At 72.0% G+C, this 17766-nt stretch carries 17 protein-coding genes; 8 read left to right on the forward strand and 9 right to left on the reverse strand.

Annotated elements, in window-relative coordinates; all coding sequences use genetic code 11:
* Positions 1-31 precede the first annotated feature (31 nt).
* From WME82_RS08330 to WME82_RS08345, 4 genes are all read right to left on the reverse strand, one after another.
* Positions 32-670, reverse strand: coding sequence for a hypothetical protein (locus WME82_RS08330; RefSeq protein ID WP_438042391.1), 639 nt, complete (start codon positions 668-670; stop codon positions 32-34).
* A gap of 115 nt (positions 671-785) precedes the next feature.
* A complete protein-coding gene (locus tag WME82_RS08335) occupies positions 786-2201 on the reverse strand; it encodes a sigma 54-interacting transcriptional regulator (protein WP_438042392.1) in 1416 nt (471 codons plus the stop codon).
* A 55-nt stretch (positions 2202-2256) separates the two neighbouring features.
* Positions 2257-2673 (reverse strand): Smr/MutS family protein, encoded by a 417-nt coding sequence (locus WME82_RS08340; RefSeq protein ID WP_437744959.1) that lies wholly within the window; start codon positions 2671-2673, stop codon positions 2257-2259.
* 95 nt (positions 2674-2768) lie between these two features.
* Positions 2769-4022, reverse strand: a complete 1254-nt coding sequence (locus tag WME82_RS08345; protein ID WP_438042393.1) for a GAF domain-containing sensor histidine kinase — start codon at positions 4020-4022, stop codon at positions 2769-2771.
* Positions 4023-4390: 368 nt separating this feature from the next.
* On the opposite strand from WME82_RS08345, the gene WME82_RS08350 reads away from it, so the two are divergent.
* Entirely contained in the window at positions 4391-5047 is a 657-nt protein-coding gene (locus WME82_RS08350; protein ID WP_438042394.1) for a TlpA disulfide reductase family protein, read from the forward strand.
* Between the two features lie 458 nt (positions 5048-5505).
* Here WME82_RS08350 and WME82_RS08355 read toward each other — a convergent pair whose 3' ends face one another.
* Genes WME82_RS08355 through WME82_RS08375 form a run of 5 tightly spaced genes read right to left on the reverse strand, consistent with a single transcriptional unit; the run spans position 5506 to position 8871 of the window.
* A complete protein-coding gene (locus tag WME82_RS08355) occupies positions 5506-5880 on the reverse strand; it encodes a hypothetical protein (RefSeq protein ID WP_437550764.1) in 375 nt (124 codons plus the stop codon).
* 52 nt (positions 5881-5932) lie between these two features.
* The gene (locus WME82_RS08360; RefSeq protein WP_438042395.1) at positions 5933-6502 is read right to left on the reverse strand and encodes a hypothetical protein; all 570 of its coding nucleotides are present in this window, start codon (positions 6500-6502) and stop codon (positions 5933-5935) included.
* Positions 6474-7277 (reverse strand): ParA family protein, encoded by an 804-nt coding sequence (locus WME82_RS08365; RefSeq protein WP_437550767.1) that lies wholly within the window; start codon positions 7275-7277, stop codon positions 6474-6476. The genes WME82_RS08360 and WME82_RS08365 overlap by 29 nt, the downstream gene beginning before the upstream one ends.
* Positions 7274-8149 (reverse strand): DUF4388 domain-containing protein, encoded by an 876-nt coding sequence (locus tag WME82_RS08370; protein ID WP_437744964.1) that lies wholly within the window; start codon positions 8147-8149, stop codon positions 7274-7276. Before WME82_RS08370 ends, WME82_RS08365 begins: the two co-directional genes overlap by 4 nt.
* Positions 8149-8871, reverse strand: coding sequence for a TRP-like protein (locus WME82_RS08375; RefSeq protein ID WP_437744965.1), 723 nt, complete (start codon positions 8869-8871; stop codon positions 8149-8151). Before WME82_RS08375 ends, WME82_RS08370 begins: the two co-directional genes overlap by 1 nt.
* 742 nt (positions 8872-9613) lie before the next feature.
* Here WME82_RS08375 and WME82_RS08380 point away from each other — a divergent pair.
* The 7 genes from WME82_RS08380 to WME82_RS08410 all read left to right on the forward strand — a co-directional run bounded on the left by WME82_RS08380 (position 9614) and on the right by WME82_RS08410 (position 17537).
* Positions 9614-10372: a hypothetical protein gene (locus WME82_RS08380; protein ID WP_437869765.1), complete on the forward strand. Its 759-nt coding sequence runs from the start codon at positions 9614-9616 to the stop codon at positions 10370-10372.
* Between the two features lie 243 nt (positions 10373-10615).
* The gene (locus tag WME82_RS08385; RefSeq protein WP_438042396.1) at positions 10616-12106 is read left to right on the forward strand and encodes an MDR family MFS transporter; all 1491 of its coding nucleotides are present in this window, start codon (positions 10616-10618) and stop codon (positions 12104-12106) included.
* A gap of 69 nt (positions 12107-12175) precedes the next feature.
* On the forward strand, positions 12176-13099 hold the full coding sequence (locus tag WME82_RS08390) for a hypothetical protein (RefSeq protein WP_438042397.1): 924 nt from the start codon (positions 12176-12178) through the stop codon (positions 13097-13099).
* Between the two features lie 237 nt (positions 13100-13336).
* Positions 13337-14590: an arabinan endo-1,5-alpha-L-arabinosidase gene (locus WME82_RS08395; protein WP_438042398.1), complete on the forward strand. Its 1254-nt coding sequence runs from the start codon at positions 13337-13339 to the stop codon at positions 14588-14590.
* 87 nt (positions 14591-14677) lie between these two features.
* Complete coding sequence (locus WME82_RS08400) at positions 14678-15304, forward strand: RNA polymerase sigma factor (protein ID WP_437550779.1); 627 nt, start codon at positions 14678-14680, stop codon at positions 15302-15304.
* Positions 15301-16368 (forward strand): tetratricopeptide repeat protein, encoded by a 1068-nt coding sequence (locus WME82_RS08405; protein ID WP_438042399.1) that lies wholly within the window; start codon positions 15301-15303, stop codon positions 16366-16368. The genes WME82_RS08400 and WME82_RS08405 overlap by 4 nt, the downstream gene beginning before the upstream one ends.
* Positions 16365-17537 carry a hypothetical protein gene (locus WME82_RS08410; RefSeq protein WP_438042400.1) on the forward strand — a complete coding sequence of 391 codons (1173 nt, stop codon included), beginning with the start codon at positions 16365-16367 and terminating at the stop codon, positions 17535-17537. The genes WME82_RS08405 and WME82_RS08410 overlap by 4 nt, the downstream gene beginning before the upstream one ends.
* Positions 17538-17766 lie beyond the last annotated feature (229 nt).

A 17766-nucleotide genomic window follows, 5' to 3' on the forward strand; every position in this document is an offset into this window, starting at 1 on the left:
CGCCGCCCGGCGGAAGGCGGCCGGGCGCCGGTCATCCCGCGGGCGCGCTCACCTTCTCGGTGACGGCCATGCACAGCGCGGCCACGCCGCGCCTCGGGACGGTGACGAGCTTGTCGCGGAAGCTGGCGCGCTGATCGGTGTACAGCTTCGACACCTTGTGCGAGAGGATCGTCGAGCTCCAGACCGCGACCACGTCCGCCCAGCGGAGATCGGCGTCGGCCTTCGTCGCATTGCGGTGACCCTCTCCGTCCACGATGCGGATCTCGACCTCGCCCGCGAGCAGCTGCCGCAGGTCCTCGGACGTGCCTGGTCCGCCGCCGACCACGAGCAGCCTCCGCAGCCCGCGCGCGTGGAACGCGCCGATCATCGCGAGCGCTGCCCGCTTGTTCGCCGAGCTGCCGCAGAGGTCGCAGACGGCGTCGGTGCCGACCTCGACCACGCGGAGCCCGGCCTTCGGCGGCAGCTTCGCGCACTCGGCGCAGCGGCGCTCGACCCGCTCCTCCGCCGGCGCCGACGGCGGGGGGCGACCGAGCGCCTGCTGCGCCTGGCCCGCGAGCTCCGCCGGGAGGAAGTCCGCGGGGTGGCGGAGCTCCGTCGCTGGCGCATGCTCCGCGAGCCAGAGGAGCAGATCGGTTTCTGAAATATTCAGAGATTTTGCGAGGTTGCGCACACGGACGGATCGCGCCATTGCGACGCGACTGTGACATGTGCAGCACCGCTGCGCCCTTTTCTATCGCAGGGGTGGTGGCCTCGGGCTGGCCCCGATGTGGCCCGGCATGCCCGGCTCAGTCGAGGGCGGCGGCGCGGCGCAGCCCGTGGCGCTGGAGGAGGCGGTGGAGGTACATCCGGTCGAGCCCTGCTTTACGCGCGGCGCGGCTCACGTTGCCGTTCGACCACTCCAGCAGGGCGGCGAGGTAGCGCCGCTCGAACTGGTCGATGATCGCGTCCTTCGCCTCCTTGAAGGGCATCTCGATGTTCGCGGCGGGCTCCTCGGGCGCGGCGCCCGGCGGCGCGGCGCCCGGCGGCGCGGAGCTGCGCTCGGGCGGCGCCGCCCCCATGGAGGCGCCCTCGCCGAGCACGACGCGGCGCTCGACGTAGTTCCTCAGCTCTCGCACGTTGCCGGGCCAGTCGTAACGCTTCATGTCCTCGATGACCTCGGGGGGGAAGAGGTGCACCTTGTCGATGGCGCCGAGCTCGTTCAGGAAGCAGTGGACGAGGAGGCCGATGTCCTCCTTGCGCTCCCGCAGCGGCGGGACGCGCACGGTGAGCACCGAGAGGCGGTAATAGAGGTCCTCGCGGAACCTGCCGCTGTTCACCTCGCGCTCCAGGCGCCGGTTCGTGGCGGCGATCACCCGGATATCGACCTTGCGCACCCGGCTCTCGCCGAGCCTGCGCACCTCGCGCGAGGCGAGGGCGCGGAGGAGCTTCGGCTGCATCTCCAGCGGCAGCTCGCCGATCTCGTCGAGGAAGACGGTGCCGCCGTCGGCCTCCTCGAAGGCGCCGGCGCGGTCGCGCGTGGCGCCCGTGAAGGAGCCGCGCACGTGGCCGAACAGCTCGCTCTCGATGAGGCTCGGCGAGATGGCGCCGCAGTCGACGATGACGAGCGGCTTGTCGGCGCGGGCGCCGCGCTGGACGAGCTCGGTGGCGATGACCTCCTTGCCCGTGCCGTTCTCGCCCTCGATCAGCACGTCGGGCGCGCTCTTCGCCACGCGATCGAGGACGGGGAAGAGGCGCCGCATGGGCACCGACACGCCCTGGAGCGCCCCGAAGCTGACCGCGCGCGCGAGCTCGGTCTCGGCGACGGCGTCGGCGTCGCGGATGCGCACGACCGACTCGCCGAGCTCGATGCGGCACTCCGGCAGGATGGCGTCGGCGTCGCGCACGCGGACGCCGGCGATGGTCGTCCCGTTGAGCGAGCCGACGTCCGTCAGCCGGAAGGTGGACTTCACGCGCTCGAGGATGCAGTGGAAGCGGGAGACGGCGCGGTCGGCGAGCACGAGGTCGTTGCTCTGGTGGGAGCCGATGCGGATGAAATCGCCGTCGAGCACCATGGCCCGGCTCGCGGGCTTGCCCCCCTCGCGCTCGACGCACAGCTCGATCCGGGGCACCGCGAGCACCTCGCCCTTCGCCATGCGGGGCTCCGTGGAGGCCGCGAGGCTCGGCGGGCCGGGGTCGTCGGGCGTGGCGGGGGGGCGCGGCATGCGCGCCATCTTACGCGCGAGCCTGTGCTCGTCCAGAGGTGGCCCTGCCGGCGGCTCAGGGCGAGAGGTCGCCGCCCGCCGCCTTGAGCCACACGACGGTGGCCCCCCACCCGCCGCGGGAGGCCGGGGCGTCGCGGAAGCCGTCCACGGCCGGGTGGCGGGAGAGGACGGCCCGGACGACGCGGCGCTGCACGCCCTTGCCGCGGCCGTGGATGATGCGCACCTCGCGGAACCCGCGCAGCTGCGCCTCGTGGAGGTACTCCTCGACCACCGAGGCGACGTCGCGCGGGGCGAACGTGTGCAGGTCGATCGCGTCCTCGATCGGCATGACCACGACGTCGTCGTCGCCGGGCGGCTCGGGCGCCCCTTCGGGTGGCCCGGCCACGGGCGCCCCGATCTCGGCGAGGTCGGGCGGCGCGGGCGCGCGGGGCGAGAGCGCGCGGTCGAGCCATGCGCGGAGCCGGCGGAGCATCCGCGCGGTGTAGCCGAGCCGGAGGCGCCCGCCACCGCGCGCCGACCGCGGCGCATGCCGGCGCGAGGGGCGTCGGCGCCGGTGCCGCAGCGGGATCACGGCTCGTCCCGACGAGCGGGCGGTCCGCTCATCGGCAAGCTCAGTCGGAACGTCGCGCCGTTTCCAGGAGGGGAGCTCACGGCCAACGTGGCCCCGTGGGCGGCGGCGATCCTGCTTGCCAGGTACAGCCCGAGGCCGATCCCCGATGCATGGCCGTTCGTGACGAAGCGGTCGAAGATGCGGGGAAGGATCTCCGGCGGCACGCCGGATCCGCGGTCGACGACGTCGACGTGGACGTACTCCATCCCCTTTATCAGCTCGCTGGTGAGCTTGATGAGGACCCCCTTGCCCGGGGGCGAGTGCTTGATCGCGTTGCTGACGAGGTTCTCCAGGGCCTGGCGAAGGCGATCCCTGTCGGCCACGACGACGAGCTCGGGCGGGCCCTCGACACGGATCTCGACGCTGGGTGTCCCGAGCGCAGCGACGATGTCCCGCGCCACCGAGACCAGGTCCATGGGCGCAGGCGCGATCTCGAAGAGGCCCTGCTCGATGCGCCCCACGTCCAGCAGATCCGAGATGAGCTGACCGAGCCGGGCGACCGAGCCGATCGCCCGGTCGGCGTCGCGCACGTCGTCGGCCCGGCCGTCGAGCTCCGCGCGCCGCTGGAGCATACCAAGGCGGCCCATGAGCGGGCTCAGGTAGTTCCGTAGATCGTGCGCCAGCACGGTGATGAGCTCCTCCGCGGCCTCGCGCCGGCCTTGCGCGAGCGCGGCGGAGGTGACCTGCTCGACGAGCTCCGCCCGGTGCGTCAGGGCGCCGATCCAGTGCGTGGCCGCGCTGAGGAAGCGGAGATCCTCGTCGGAGAAGAACTCCGGCGCGGCGGAGTGAGCAGAGACGACCCCGCGCCGCTCGCCCTCGACGACGAGCCCGACCGCGATGTGCGACCGCACGCCGAGCTCGTGGACCAGGCCGGGCAGCTCGCCGGGCTCCTGCTCCGCATGCCCGGTGATGTGGGGATCGCCGGTCGTGAAGACGCGGGCGATCGAGCCGCCGTTGGCGACCGGGTGGATGTCGAGCCCGAGCGACCGCTGGAGCCGGCCCATGGGCGTGTTGCTCGTCCCCAGGGCGTGCAGCGTCTTCCTGCTGGGGTCGAAGAGGAAGATGTCGATCTTGTCGGCGCCGAGAGCATCGATGAGGAGCTCACTCGCCTGGTTGAGCGACCGCCTCAGGTCGGCCGCCGGCAGCTCGAGCAAGCGCTCGAGTGTCGATATCAGCCTACCTTCCTTCGAGGTGGCTTCCTTTCCGTACATGCTGCTTTCTCGCTCCGTGATCCGCTCGACGCCGTGCGCTCGGCAACGGCGCGTGAGCAGAAGATGGATGGTGAATTTCGTCGTTATGACGAAGCTGTCGTCGAATCGGTAGATGTGCGCGGCGCTGGCTGCCGCTCCGGCGCGGGTCCAGGCGAGCGACCGGCGACACGGACGAGCTCGGGCCGACGCGCGCGGCATCTCGGACAGAATGACGCGCGCGGTTCCATGCGCACGCGCCGTGAGCTCGCCGGCGCCGTGGCACCCGCGGTTCTCACGGACACGGCGTGCAAGCGCGGAGGCGGGACGCCGGCCGGCCACGATTGACTCGCACGTACGGGCCTGCGATCGTCTCGCCCGGGGACGCCGCCATGCTCACTCGCTTGCTTTCGCTGCCCCTCGCCGCGCTCGCCCTCGCCTGTGCCTCGCCGGAGCCTGCGCCCGCGGCCTCGCCCGCGGGGCCCGCTGCGCCTGCGCCGCCTCCGGAAAGCGCCGTTCTCCTGTCGAGCGGTGACCCGGGCTTCGACCACGATGTGTCGGGCGTCGTCGGGGCGCCGCCGCCTGCGTGGGACGTGGGGCCTTGGTACAACTCGCCGCCGCTCACGCCGGCGGCCCTTCGGGGCAAGGTCGTGCTGGTCCGGTGGTTCATGTCGCCGAGCTGCCCCTTCTGCAGCGCCACCGCCCCGGCGCTCAAGGCGCTGGACGAGCGTTATCGTGAACGAGGGCTCGTCGTCGTCGGGATGTACCACCACAAGGATCCCGAGCCCCTCGATCCCGAGGCGGTCAGAGGCTACCTGGCGCACTTCAAATACACCTTCCCGGTCGCGATCGACCCGGACTGGCGCACGCTGAAGCGCTGGTGGATGGATGGCCATCCCAAGCGACAATACACGAGCGTCAGCTTCCTCCTCGATCGAGCGGGGCTCGTGCGGCACGTGCACCTCGGGGGCAAGCTGGAGCCCGCCACCCCCGAGTTCGCGGCGGTCGAGGGGCGCGTCCGCGCATTGCTCGACGAGCCCGCGCCCTGACACACCACGTCCAGCATCGTCTCAGCCGCTGGTTGCCGGCGGCGCTCCCGCAGGCCGCTCCGAGGAGCGAGATCGCGCAGAGCGCGCCCAGAACGTCGAGACGATCCCTGGCGAGGGCATGGTTACGCGGCATTTCTTTCGCTATGCGGGGCGACCGCTTGCGACCGGCGTGACGCGATTCGACCGGCCGGCGATCTGGCCTGGAGCCGGCTCACGCAGACGATGCCTTCGGCGGTGTGAACGGCGTGCAGGGGCCGCTCGTGCGTCCGAGCGTAGACCAGGACGGCCCTCACGAGATCGAAGAATGTCTGTCGCCTGCAGCGAGCGGCGCGCTGCCCTTCCCTTCGACCTATTCGTGGTGGCACGACGAGCGCGCCGCACGGAGGCCCGCCGCGCTGGAGGAGCGGCGTCGCTCTTCCAGACAGCGGCGCCGAGGCGGGTGAGGGGTGCCGAGCAGCTCAGCGCTCGCTCGCGTGCGCAATGGTCTCGATCATGCGCGGGATGGCCACGGAGATGAGGATCCCCAGGTTCGCCCGCTTGTTGTCCACCAGCATGCCTTGGAGCAGCTTGCCGTGGTTGACCACCACCACGGTGTGGTTGCCCGCCATGTCGAGCAGGTAATACCGCCCTAGCGGAGGGAAGTTCGAGTCGCGCAGCGAGCTGTCCAGCTCCTCGGTGATGCGCGTGAAGAGGGCCACCGCCACCGGTTGCTGGTTGAAGCCGGCGAGCGACAGGCCCGCCGAACGTTCCCAGATGTCGGTGGCCAGCAGCCCGTCGCGGAGGATGTTGCGGAGATCATGGACTGCGGCGTCGAGGACTTTGGTATCGATCATCGTGCTTCCGTCGCTCCTGGGCGCGCGCGCCCGCATTGAAAACCCGGATGTACTACAGCCCGCGCAGGGTCGTCGCGAGCGCCTCCTTCAGCTGCTCGAACGACCGCGTGGAGAGAGCCTCGTCGCCGACGGTGCCGAGGCAGAAGCCGCCGCGCGTCGTGCGCGCCTCGACCCAGGACATCATCTGCGCGCCCAGCCAGAGCGCGCCCGCCGTGGCGTCGACGCCGGGGATGGAGCGGACGCCGACCAGCGCCGAGAGCAGCGGCCCCACGAGGGACACGTGCGCCTCGGAGATGCCGTGCGCCGCCAGCGTGAGGCCGTTGTCGTCGGCCACGAAGGCGCCCACGCACGGATGGTGATCGAGCGTCCAGGCGACGAGCGCGTCGAGCCGATCGGCCGGGTTGTCGGAGGTCTGAACGAGGCGCGGCACCTCCTTCACCTCCTTCACCTCCTTGGGCGCGGCCTTCGCCGGCACGGGCGCCGCCTTCCCCGGCGCGCCGGCGCGCGCTGCCCCCATGGCGGTCACGAGCGTCGCGGGCTCCCGCGACCGCGTCGCGGTCACCCGCGCGAGGAGCGAGGTCACCCGCTGCGCGTCAGTCCACGAGACGGATCGGACCGTCATCCTCGCCTCCTGCATTGGAGCCCAGGCGCTCCTCGATCTCGGCCACCAGCTTGTCGAACACCGCGGAGACCGCCGGAGGGCGGCGGCTGAGCAGGCCGAGCGGCACGCCCGCGCGGCTCGCCTGGAGGAACGTGCTGTCGCGCGGGACCGCGGTGTCGAAGACCTGATCGCGGTAGAGGGACCACAGCTCCTCCAGCGAGGCCAGCAGCACCGGATCGCGGAACGAGCTCATGGTGCCGACCACGCCGAGCAGGGAGCAGGCGGAGCCGATGTCGCGGAGCCGCGCCAGGAGCTCGAGCAGCCGGGGCATGGCCCGCAGCGCGAGCGGCTCGCACTGCGCGACGGCGATGACGCTGTCCACCTCTTCCAGCGCGATGCGCGACATCCCGCCGAGCCCGGCCGGCGTGTCGAAGAGGACGAGGTCGAAGTCGCGCTGGCTGTGCTCCAGGATGCGCCCCACGATGTTGGCCTCGCGCGCGTTGATGGCGAAGCGATCCTCATCGAGCGCGTCGACGGGGCCCATGGGCAAGAGGCAGAGCTCCGGGAGCCGGGTCTTCACCAGACCCTCGAGCGGGGGGCCGCCTCGCGCGAGGTTCGCGGCCAGGCCGGGCCGGTCGCTGACGCCGTCGAGCGACATGCCGATGGCGCCCTGCAGATCCGTGTCGACGAGCAGGGTCCGCGCGCCTCGGCGCGCGAAGGCGAAGGCGCAGTTGAGCGCCACGGTGGTCTTTCCGACTCCGCCCTTGAGGCTGGCGAATGCGATGGATCGGGTCATTTGGGGTATCCGAGCTTGCGTAGCTGTTCCAGGTTAGCGCGCACGAGGCTGGATGCGGGGTCGAGCGTCGAGAGGTCGATGAGGACGCAGGCCGCCTCGCTGTAGCTGCGTTCCATCAAGAGGCGCCGCGCGTCGGAATTGAGCTGCTTGATGCGGGCCGCGCGCTGCTCCGGCGAGATGAGCGCGATCTCGATCCGCCGCGACGAGATCGGCGGCGGCGCCTCCACGCTGCCTTCGTCGATCCGGCGCAGCGAGTCGAGCACCAGCTCCGCCAGATCCTTGAAGATGGTGCGCTCCTTCGTCGAGCCGACGGCCGGGGTGACGCGCACACGCATCTCAGGGCGGATGAGCCGCGCGAACGCCTCCTCACCCACGCCGAGACCGTCGAACGCCGTCCACACCTGGCCGCGCCGCACCTCGATCAGACCCACGTCGGCGCTCGCGTTGCTGACCACGAGGACGTGCGATTCGCCGGACATGCAGATCATCTGCAAGAAGTCGACGGGCACGAAGTTCATCCCGATCGGCGCCGACTGCGCGCCCGCGGCGTGCGCCATGAGGATGAGCGTCTCCTCGGCGATGGGCCACGTCACCCGCGTGGTGCTCGCCGCTCCCGGGACCTCCACGCCATCGTTGACGGCGAGCACCAGCCGCGCCGTGCGGCGGAGGAGCTGCGCGACGGCGTCCTCCGGCCCACCCGGGAGCGACGGCGCATAGATGATGAGCTCCGCGCTCTGCACGCCATCGAGGGCTTGATCGAGCTCCTCCCAGGTCGCGGCGCCGAGGGCGCTCACCGGCGCCTGCCCGGCGATGACGCGGATGCACCGCATGCGCTCGCGCAGATCGGGAACGGCGACCACGACGATGGCCATCAGCCTCCCGTGTCGCGCCGCACTCGGCGCAGCATGACCGACGACGCCGTATCACCCGGGCGCATGCGCGCGCACGCCTCGAACGCCTCGATCGCAGCGTCGTAGCGGCGCTGCACGAACGCGGCGGTGCCGCGGGCGAACGCCTCGCGGTAGAGCCGATCCTCCTCGGTCTCGTACACCCGTGGCGTGAACGGCGCGCTCGCGGGGGGAGCTGGCGCGCTCGCGGGGGGAGCTGGCGCGCTCGCGGGGGGAGCTCCCGGCGGTCGCCGATCCAGACCGCGCTCCGGCATGGTCGGCGGCCCCGGATCGGCGCCGGCCTCGGACGGCAGCGTGTCCAGCTGCGGCCTGAAGGAGACCGACGGCCGGTCGCTGAACGGCGACGCCACCTCCCTCCCCGTGTAGAGGCCGACCAGCACCTGCAGCGTGCGGAGCCGCCCGAGCGGGCACATTTGAATGATGTCGTCGAACGTCGAGGCGCCGTCGATGTACCGCGCCACCAGGAGCGCGTCGGGCGAGCGACCCGCCGACACCGGGATGGGTCCCGCCACCTGATCGAGGCCGCCGAGCCGCTTGGCGTAGGCGCCGGCGAGGAACTCTTTGATCCGCTCGATGCTCGCCTGCAGCTCGCGATCGCCGGGCGACTCCGAGCGCGCCCGGTACAGCACCGCCAGCGCCTCCTCGTAGCGCTTCTCACGGACCAGCCGCACGATCTCCGCCCGCATGGGTCCGCTCTTCGGGAGCGCGCGGCTCTCGGGTTCCACCATCAGAGCTGAGTCGTGTTGGTCTTTCACGGACAACTGGCAAGTTACATGCCTCGACGGCCGGCATTCAAGCTGTTTGGCTGCACCTTCGCGGCGGCCGTCCTCGGTCGGCGCCGTCGATACCGGCGCGCCATCGTTCAGGTACGCGCGTGTGGGACCAGCCAGCACCCCACCAGAACACTGGGAGCCGCGACATGCGCCCCATGTGAAGGCGGGGGAGATATGGGACGAGGCAATGACCACGGCCCGCTTCCACATTCGGTCCATTGAGTCGCCACGTGCTCTCGGGCGTCCCGCAGGATCAATCGTCAGCCAATCGCGAACGTCGCAAGCCGTATCGCACCTCAGCGCCGGTTCGCCCACCGGCCGCCGTTTCAAATTTGAATGGTGATCCCAAAATTGTGGGTGCAACTTACGTTGGGCTTGCGCTACAGTGGATGCACCGGCTGGACGCACCCCGCAGCGTTGCAGAAACGTCTGAGGTGGTTGGTGGAAAATTCCAGTAATCGAGCAGCAATCGAGCTCGGAATGCAGCGCGAGGGGAGAGCGCAGGATTTCAACCGAGGTGAGGTCCAGCAGCGTCCATGCTCGGTGCGTCGTGATCTTGCCTTGAGGCTTCTCGAGGCGCTCACGGCGCTTGGTTCACGCAAACAGAGGGATTGTTCAACTAACTGACACCCCACAGCCGAAAAGGAGATCGCTCATGCGGCAGGTCTTGCGGCACATCTTCGAGAAGAAGCAGGCATACGCTCGTCTACCCCTGTTCGAGCACATGCGTAACGAACTGCTCGATCCGAGCGAGCGGCTCGCGTTCTATCCATGCATGGCGTACTTCATCCTGAGCTTCGGTGATCTGAACAAATTCGTATTACGGGAGGAGCACGCCGCGGACAAATACCAAGAGATGGTCAACGCCCACACTCGCGAGGACGACCATCACTGGCCGTGGTACCTGGAGGATCTGTCCAAGCTCGGCTACGACGTCGAGGGCCGGAGCACGGACCTGCTGCACTTCCTCTGGGGTGAGGAGACGATACAGAATCGGATCCTCACCGCGCGGCTCACCGCGCTCATCAAGGGCACGACGGGCCTCGAGCGGCTCGTCATCATCGAGGCGATCGAAGAGACCGGCAACGTGCTCTTCGGGGCGATGCTTCCCCTGGCGGAGGCCCTGGAGAAGCGCCTCGACACGCAGCTGCGCTACTGCGGCTCGTTCCATTTCGAGCGCGAGTCGGGCCACGCGGTGAACGCCGACCACGCCGAGCTCGCGCGCATCCCGCTCGACGCCGAGACGCGCGCGCGGTACATCGCGCTCGCGGACGAGGTGTTCACGATATTCGAGCCGTGGACACACGAGCTCTTGCGCTATGCCCTCGCGCACCCCGTGAGCGCCCCCGTGGCCGACCCCGAGACGGACGGCGTGAGCCAGGTGATGACCCGGTCGTCGGTGCTCGCCGCGTGAAGCAGCGCGGTTAAGCCTCGCCCGTCGCACCGCCCCCTCTACGGGACCCACCCCGGGCGCTCGTCATGCGACGAGCTCTCTGCACAAGACGTTGACGCTCATCTTGTCCCGACAGCGGTCGCCGACCGCGCGAGCGGCGGGGGGGCCTCACGGCGCGCTCGCCGCGCCTTCCGCCCCGACGCGCGGCGCGGCGCGGCGTCCCGCTTGCCGCGCCGGCTCATCCACACCACATCCACCACCTGCATGGCTCCAGAACGCAAGACGCACCGCGCCCTCACCGTCGCCGGGCTGATCCTGGCCCTCGCCATGGCCGCCCTCGAATCGACCGTCGTCGCCACCGCCATGCCCACCGTGATCGGCGATCTCGGCGGGATTCACCAGTACGCCTGGGTCACCACCGCCTACTTGCTCACCTCGTCGGTGCTGGTGCCCATCTGCGGCAAGCTGTCGGACATCTACGGCCGCAAGCCGATCATGCTCTTCGGCATCGCCGTCTTCCTGCTCGGCTCGATCGCGAGCGGCGCGGCGCAAACGATGCCGCAGCTCATCGCCTTCCGCGCCCTCCAGGGGGCCGGCGCCGGGGCGATGCAGCCGATGGCGATGACCATCTCGGGCGACATCTTCGATCTCAAGGAGCGCGCGCGGATCCAGGGCGTCTTCGGGGCCGCCTGGGGGCTGTTCGGCATCATCGGCCCGATGGTGGGCGGGCTCATCGTGCACTATTTCTCCTGGCGCTGGGTCTTCTACGTCAACATCCCGTTCGGTGTTGCGTCCGTCGCGCTCGTGGCGACCTCGTTCCACGAGCGCATCGACAGGCGGCCTCACGAGCTCGATTTCCTCGGCGCGGCGCTCCTGTCCGCCGGCGTGGTCGCGCTGCTGCTCGCCACGGGGAGGCTGGGCGGGGAGACGACGCTGCTCGCGGCGGTCGCGTCGGCGGCGCTGTTCGCCGCGTTCTTCGCGGTCGAGCGCCGGGCCCCCGAGCCGATGATCCCGCTGCCGCTCTTCCGGCGCCCGGTGATGCTCATCTCCAACGTGGCCGGCGCGATCCTCGGCGGCGCGATGATGGGCACGATCACGTTCGTGCCGCTCTTCGTGCAGGGCGTGCTCCGCGGCACCCCCACCGACGCCGGCAGCGCCATCGCGCCGATGCTCATCGGCTGGCCGGTCGCGAGCGCGATCGGCGGGCGGCTCATCCCCCGGGTCGGGTTCCGCCCGCTCATCTGGATCGGCCTCGGCGTCACGGCGACGGCGGGGCTCGCGCTCGCGCTCGGCGGGGCGCACGACACGCCGCTGATGCTCCGCGCGACGACGCTTGTCTTCGGCGTGGGCATGGGGCTGTCCAACGTCGCGCTGCTCATCGCGGTGCAGAGCAGCGTCGCGTGGGATCAGCGGGGGATCGCCACCGCGAGCACGATGTTCTCCCGGCTGCTCGGCGGCGTCGTGGCGGTGGGCGTCATGGGCGGCGTCCTGACGGCCCAGCTCGCGAAGGACCCGTCGATCCCCGCGGACGCCGCGAGCCGGCTCCTGACGGCGGAGGGGGCGCGCGGCCTCGATCCGTCGATCCTCCAGCACCTCGGGGAGGCGCTCACGTCCGGCCTGACCACGGTGTTCTGGATCATCGCGGCCATGGGGGTCACCGGCTTCATCGCGGCGCTGTGGTTCCCCCGCGTGCCGCTCCAGGCCGCCGGGGAAGACGCGGCCGTCGCGCCGCCGAGCGAGGCCGGCGTCGGGTGAGGCGACCCGCCCGCGTCGCCAGGGACGGGGCTCGATCCAGCGCACATGGGCGCGTATGAACGGGGGTGGATGAGGTGGCGGTCCCGGGGGATCACGGTGGCGTGCGGGCTCGCGCTCGCGCTCGGCGGGGCGGGGTGCGAGGACCAGCGCTTCGTGATCGGCGTGTTCGCGCCGGGGCAGGGCGGGGGAGGGGGGGCGGCGGGCGCGCCGGAGCGGCCGACGTTCGATGCGCCGGCGGCGGTGGCGGAGCTGAACAGCGACGCCAGGGAAGAGGACCCGACGCTGACAGGCGATCTCCTCGAGATCTACTTCATGTCCGATCGCAGCGGCAGCCGCGATATCTGGGTGTCGCGGCGGGCGGCGCCAGGCTCGCCCTGGGAGGCGCCGCGCGCCGTGGAGGCGCTCAACAGCGCCGATAGCGTCGAGGACACCCCCTGCGTCTCCGAGGACGGGCTCAAGATCTGGTTCTTCAGCGAGCGCGCTCCGAAGGGCATCTGGCGCGCCGAGCGCGCCGGCCGAGACGACCCGTGGGGCGCGCCGGCCCGCGTGGACGCGCTCGTCGCCGGCGACGGCGAGGTGATGTCCCCCCACGTCGATCCCTCCGAGCTCCGCGTCGTGGTCGGCGTCGAGCCCCCGGGCGCCGAGACGTACATCGCGATCGCGTCGCGCGAACGCCCGGAGGACCCCTGGGGCGCGCTCGCCCCGCTCGCCGGGCTGGACGGCGCGGGCGACGAGCACGCTCCGTTCCTGTTCGACGAGGGCCGCCAGATCCTGCTCCGATCGAGCCGCGAGGGCGGAGGAGACCTGTTCTGGGCGCGACGGCCGTCGACCGAGGCGGCCTTCGAAGAGGCGGAGTCGCTCGGTGAGCCGCTGAACCTTCCCGCAGAGCGCGACACCGATCCACACCTCTCGCCCGACGGGGCCGTCCTGTTCTTCGCGTCGACGCGGAGCGGGGTGGCCGACATCTACGAAGCTCGGCGCGTCGCACGATGATTCGTGGCATCGCCGTCTCGGTGTAAAATTTCTGCGAAGACGGTTTTTGACGCTCCACGAGAAGCTCGAGCAACCCATGGTTGATCGTGGGCGCTCCGGCCCACGTGGGAGAGCGGGACGACTCGTCCCGGAGGACATCGAGCCGACCTCATGGCCAGCACCTCGACGGATGATCCGCCCATGGATCCTCAGGAGTTCACGATGCGTCTCACGCTTTGCCGATCACGGCGGCGACGGGTGTCCTCGCCCACGTTGAGCCTCCTGATAGGCGTCGTCGCAACGCTCGCGGGCTGCAGCACGGAGCCCTCGGCGCAGGGCTCCGTGTCAGGCGGCCAGGACAGCGGCGCCACCGGCGCCGGCGGCACGACCACCGCTTCCTCCACCACGGCGAGCAGCGGCGCGGGAGGCCATCCGAGCGCGACGTCCGGGGTGGGTGGCGCCGGGGGCACTGGCGGGAGCGGCGGCGCGGGCGGGAGCGGCGGCGCCGGAGGCAGCGGCGGCGCTGGCGGCAGCGGCGGCGCGGGCGGGAGCGGCGGCGCGGGAGGGGCCGCGGACAGGTGCGCCGATGCCCTCTACGACCCGGCGAGCCCGCCAGAGGCGCTGCCCCTGTCCGGGAACCTGGGGACCCACGACCCGGCCATCATCCAGGCCGGCGACCGCTACTACCTGTTCCAGACGGGGGACAGGCTCCCGATGAAGAGCTCGTCGAACCTCACCGCGTGGCAGGCCGCCGGTCGGGTGTTCGACGCGAAGCCTGCCTGGCTGGAACAGAGGGTTCCGGGCGTGAGCGACCTGTGGGCGCCCGATATCTCGCGCTTCGGCGACACCTACCATCTCTACTACTCCGCCTCCACGTTCGGCAGCAACCGGTCGTGCATCGGGCACGCGACGAAGGCATCGCTCGACTCGGCAGGTCCCTGGACGGACCGCGGCGCCGCCATCTGCTCCAACGACGGCGCGGCGCGGGACGACTGGAACGCGATCGATCCCAACGTCGCGATGGACGAGGAGGGGACGCCGTGGCTCGTGTTCGGGAGCTTCTGGGGCGGTATCAAGATGGTGAAGCTCGCCCCGTCGGGGGAGCGGGCCGACAAGGAGCTCCACGCCCTCGCCGCCCGCCCCGACGCCCGCGGGGCGCTCGAGGCGCCCTTCATCGTCCGGCGCTGCGGCTTCTATTACCTGTTCGTCTCGTTCGACGCCTGCTGCCGTGGGACGGACAGCACGTACAAGATCGCCGTCGGTCGTTCGAAGAGCATCACAGGCCCGTACGTCGACAAGGAGGGGACACCGATGATGTCCGGCGGCGGCAGCATCATCGTGGAAGGAGGCTCCCGCTGGCGAGGGCCCGGGCACAACGCCGTGCTGTTCTCCGGCGATCGCGCTTACAACGTCTATCACGCCTACGACGCGCAATCGAACGGCGCCCCCACGCTGCGGATCTCCGATCTGGCGTGGGACACCGACGGCTTTCCGCGCTCCGGAGGGCCCTAGTCGCGCCACCGCCGCCGGGCTCCGCGCTGCGCGCCCTGCTGATCGGGACTCATGGACTCCACCGTCGTCGCCAGAATGCGAAAGCCCGTGACTGACCTCCACGCGCCGCCGGAGGGGGCGCCTCCGCGGGCGGACGAGCTGCTCGGGCTCGCGCGCGCCGCCGCGGGGCGCGATCCGGCGGCCATCCGCACGCTCATCACCGAGCTCGGCGGCGCCATGTTGCGGAGCGTGCGGAAGGTGCTCGGCCCGCATCACCCCGACGTCGAGGACGTGACCCAGGAGGCCGTGCTCGCGCTGCTCCAGGCGCTGCCGTCCTTTCGCGCGGAGTGCACCGTGCTCCACTTCGCCAACCGGATCGCCGTGATGACCGCGCTCGGCGCGCGCCGGCGCCTCAGCGTGCGCGCGCGCTTCGACGAGCCGGGCGCGCCGATCGACGTGGCCCCGGACGAGAGCGGCGCGTCGCCGTTCGCCGAGGCGGTCTCGAGCCGGCGGCGTAAGATGGTGCTCGAGGTGCTCGACAGGATGCCCGAGGCGACCGCGGAGGCGCTGGCCCTCCATTTCGTGCTTGGCTACACGGTCGACGAGATCGCGGCGCTCGCCCGCGTCTCTCCGAACACGGTCTGGAGTCGGCTCCGGCTCGGCAAGGAGGCGCTGCGGCGCGCGCTCGCCAACAACGCGAAGCTGGCCGAGCTCTTCCGGGGCAGGGAGACATGACCGCCGACTGTCGGAGCGAGCTCCTCACGCGGGTGCGCCGCGGCGTCGCGACCGAGCCGGACCGGCTCGCCCTCGACGCCCACCTCGGCACCTGCGCGTCGTGCCGGATGAGCTGGGTGCTCGCGCTGGACTTCGACGCCGCGGGCGCGGCGGAGCCCGGGGACGCAGAGCTCCTCGCGCGCATCGCGAACGTCGCGATCGGCGGGGCCGTGATCGACCTGCCCTGCGAGGGAGCGCCGGCGCGGCGGCGGCGCGAAGGAGCGCCCGTGCGGCTCGCGAGCGCGCCCGTGCGGCCCGACAACGACGTCCGGCGCGGAGACGGCGGCGCTCGGCCGGGGACCCTCCTCGCGGGGCGGCGCTGGGCCGGATGGACGCGGAGCGCCTGGCTCTGCGCCGCGGCGGCCGTCCTCGTCGCCGGGGTGTCGCTCGCGACCTCGGCGCTCGTCCAGCCGCGCCCGGCGGCGGAGATGGGGCGGAGCGCCCGCCTGCTCGATCCCTCGCTGCGCGCGGCGGTGTCCCGCGCGCGCGCCGCCGAGATTTTCGGGGCCGGTCCGTCCGACGGCGAGGCCGCGCCGGCGCCCACCGGAGCGGCGCCGCCGGAGCTCGCGCCGGCCGCTCCGAAGCCGCGCGAGGCCGAGCGCGGGCCGAGCGCGGCGGCGTCCTCGCCGAGCGCTTCTCCGACCGCCTCGACGGCGGAGCAGCTGTTCCGGGAGGCCAACGACGCGCGGCGCGCCGGCCGCTCCCGGCGCGCCATCGAGCTCTACCGCGCGCTCCAGAAGGGGTTCGCGTCGTCGCCCGAGGCCACGCTCTCCCTCGTGTCGCTGGGCGGCCTGCTCCTCCAGGACGGCTCGCCTGCCGCGGCGCTGGCGCAGTTCGACCGGTACCTCGGCGTCGCCGGCCCGCGCCCGCTCGCGGTCGAGGCGCTCTATGGCCGCGGGCGCGCCCTGCGGGCGCTCGGGCGCGCCGGCGACGAGGCGCAGACCTGGCGGCGCCTGCTCCGGGAGCACCCGGGTTCGCCGTACGTCGAGCACGCCCGCCGCCGCCTCGCCGAGCTCGGAGGGTGATCACGGAGCGAGCGCCGATCTGGCTCGGGGTCGCCGCGGCGATCGCGCTCTCCGCGGCGCGCGCCACGGCCATGGAGGAGGGGCCTTCGGCGGCGTCCGCGTCGCCCGGCGCGCCGGTGGTCGAGATCGTGCTGACGGGCCCCGCGCCGAACCTCGGCGCGATCCGGGCGGCGCTCGAATCTCAGGCGCTCTCCGCGTTCACGCTCCGGTTCCGGGTCGCGCCGACGTTCGACGCGGCGGCGCTCTTCGCGGCGCGGGCCTCCTCCGGGGTGGCCCTCTCCTGCTGGATCGACGTGAGCGATCCGCGCCGCGCCGCGCTCTACTTCACCGATCCCGTGGCCGATCGCTTCCTGGTGCGCTCGATCGAGCTCTCGGGCGGCTTCGACGAGCTCGATCGCGAGTCCGTGGCCCAGGTCGTGGAGCTCTCGCTGCGGTCGCTGCGCGGGGGCGCGCGCGCGTCGCTCGATCGGGATCAGGCGCGCGCGCTCGTCCTCCGCCAGGCGGCGCCTGCGGGCCAGGCGGCGCCGGCGGGCCAGGCGGCGCCACCGCCACCGGGCGGCGCGCCGGGCCAGGCGGCGCCGCCGGGAAGCGCGCCGGGCCAGGCTGCGCCGGCGCTGCGCGGCGCGCTGGAGCTCGGGGCGTTCTACGGCGTCACGGTGCACTCGACGGAGCTCGGCTGGACGCACGGCCCCGGCGTTCGCGTCGCGCTCGGCGGGAGCTCGGGGCGGCAGCGGCTCGCCCTCGACGCGCTCATCCAGTACCAGTTCGAGCGCCGCTACGAGGAGCCGCGCATCGGCCTCGATCTCCGCACGATAGCGCTCCGCGCGGGCGCCTCCTGGCTCTACGCCCTCACGCCCGGCGCGAAGCCGCTGGAGCTCGGCGCGCGGCTCGGCGCGGGCCTCGATCACGTCGAGGCGGCGCCGCGGCCAGGCAGCGCTGGCGCGCCGTCGTTCGTCCCCGCCGGGGCGAGCGCCTCGAACGCGCTCGTGCTCGTGGCCGGCGCCGTCGCCAAGCTGCCGCTGAGCCGCGATGTCCGGCTGTTCACGGAGCTCTTCGTCGAGCTCGATCCCGCGCGCGTCCGCTACGATCTCGCGCTCGAGCAAGGGACCGAGACCGTCCTTGCGCGGTACCGTTTCCGGCCTGGCGTGCTGCTCGGCGTCGAGCTCTGACGGCGTCGCGTCGGCCTGGCGTCGAGCCGTGGGATGGTCATTGTTATGAAAATTTGCGCTTTGACGCGACGGCCAGGCGCCCGCGAGAAAGTCGAACGACGCGTGATTGATCGCAGCCGCCTCGGCGCACGTGGGGAGGACAGAGCGGTGCTTTGTGGTGGTCGCTTCGCGGTCTCTTCAACCGCGTTGACCACGTACGTCCCTCCGGGCACGCACCCGACGCGTGCTC

It is taken from the genome of Sorangium sp. So ce128, from assembly GCF_051525245.1.
Classification (GTDB): Bacteria; Myxococcota_A; Polyangia; order Polyangiales; family Polyangiaceae; genus Sorangium; species Sorangium cellulosum_B.

Excerpts from the sequence above, each read along its gene's own strand:
- WME82_RS08340 (WP_437744959.1), bottom strand. The coding sequence starts at position 2,673 with ATGCTCCGCCGGCTCCGCGCATGGCTCGACCGCGCGCTCTCGCCCCGC.
- WME82_RS08385 (WP_438042396.1), top strand. The coding sequence starts at position 10,616 with ATGGCTCCAGAACGCAAGACGCACCGCGCCCTCACCGTCGCCGGGCTG.
- WME82_RS08335 (WP_438042392.1), bottom strand. The coding sequence starts at position 2,201 with ATGCCGCGCCCCCCCGCCACGCCCGACGACCCCGGCCCGCCGAGCCTC.
- WME82_RS08365 (WP_437550767.1), bottom strand. The coding sequence starts at position 7,277 with ATGACCCGATCCATCGCATTCGCCAGCCTCAAGGGCGGAGTCGGAAAG.
- WME82_RS08345 (WP_438042393.1), bottom strand. The coding sequence starts at position 4,022 with ATGTACGGAAAGGAAGCCACCTCGAAGGAAGGTAGGCTGATATCGACA.
- WME82_RS08370 (WP_437744964.1), bottom strand. The coding sequence starts at position 8,149 with ATGGCCATCGTCGTGGTCGCCGTTCCCGATCTGCGCGAGCGCATGCGG.
- WME82_RS08405 (WP_438042399.1), top strand. The coding sequence starts at position 15,301 with ATGACCGCCGACTGTCGGAGCGAGCTCCTCACGCGGGTGCGCCGCGGC.
- WME82_RS08355 (WP_437550764.1), bottom strand. The coding sequence starts at position 5,880 with ATGATCGATACCAAAGTCCTCGACGCCGCAGTCCATGATCTCCGCAAC.
- WME82_RS08360 (WP_438042395.1), bottom strand. The coding sequence starts at position 6,502 with ATGACGGTCCGATCCGTCTCGTGGACTGACGCGCAGCGGGTGACCTCG.
- WME82_RS08390 (WP_438042397.1), top strand. The coding sequence starts at position 12,176 with ATGAGGTGGCGGTCCCGGGGGATCACGGTGGCGTGCGGGCTCGCGCTC.
- WME82_RS08380 (WP_437869765.1), top strand. The coding sequence starts at position 9,614 with ATGCGGCAGGTCTTGCGGCACATCTTCGAGAAGAAGCAGGCATACGCT.
- WME82_RS08350 (WP_438042394.1), top strand. The coding sequence starts at position 4,391 with ATGCTCACTCGCTTGCTTTCGCTGCCCCTCGCCGCGCTCGCCCTCGCC.
- WME82_RS08375 (WP_437744965.1), bottom strand. The coding sequence starts at position 8,871 with ATGCGGGCGGAGATCGTGCGGCTGGTCCGTGAGAAGCGCTACGAGGAG.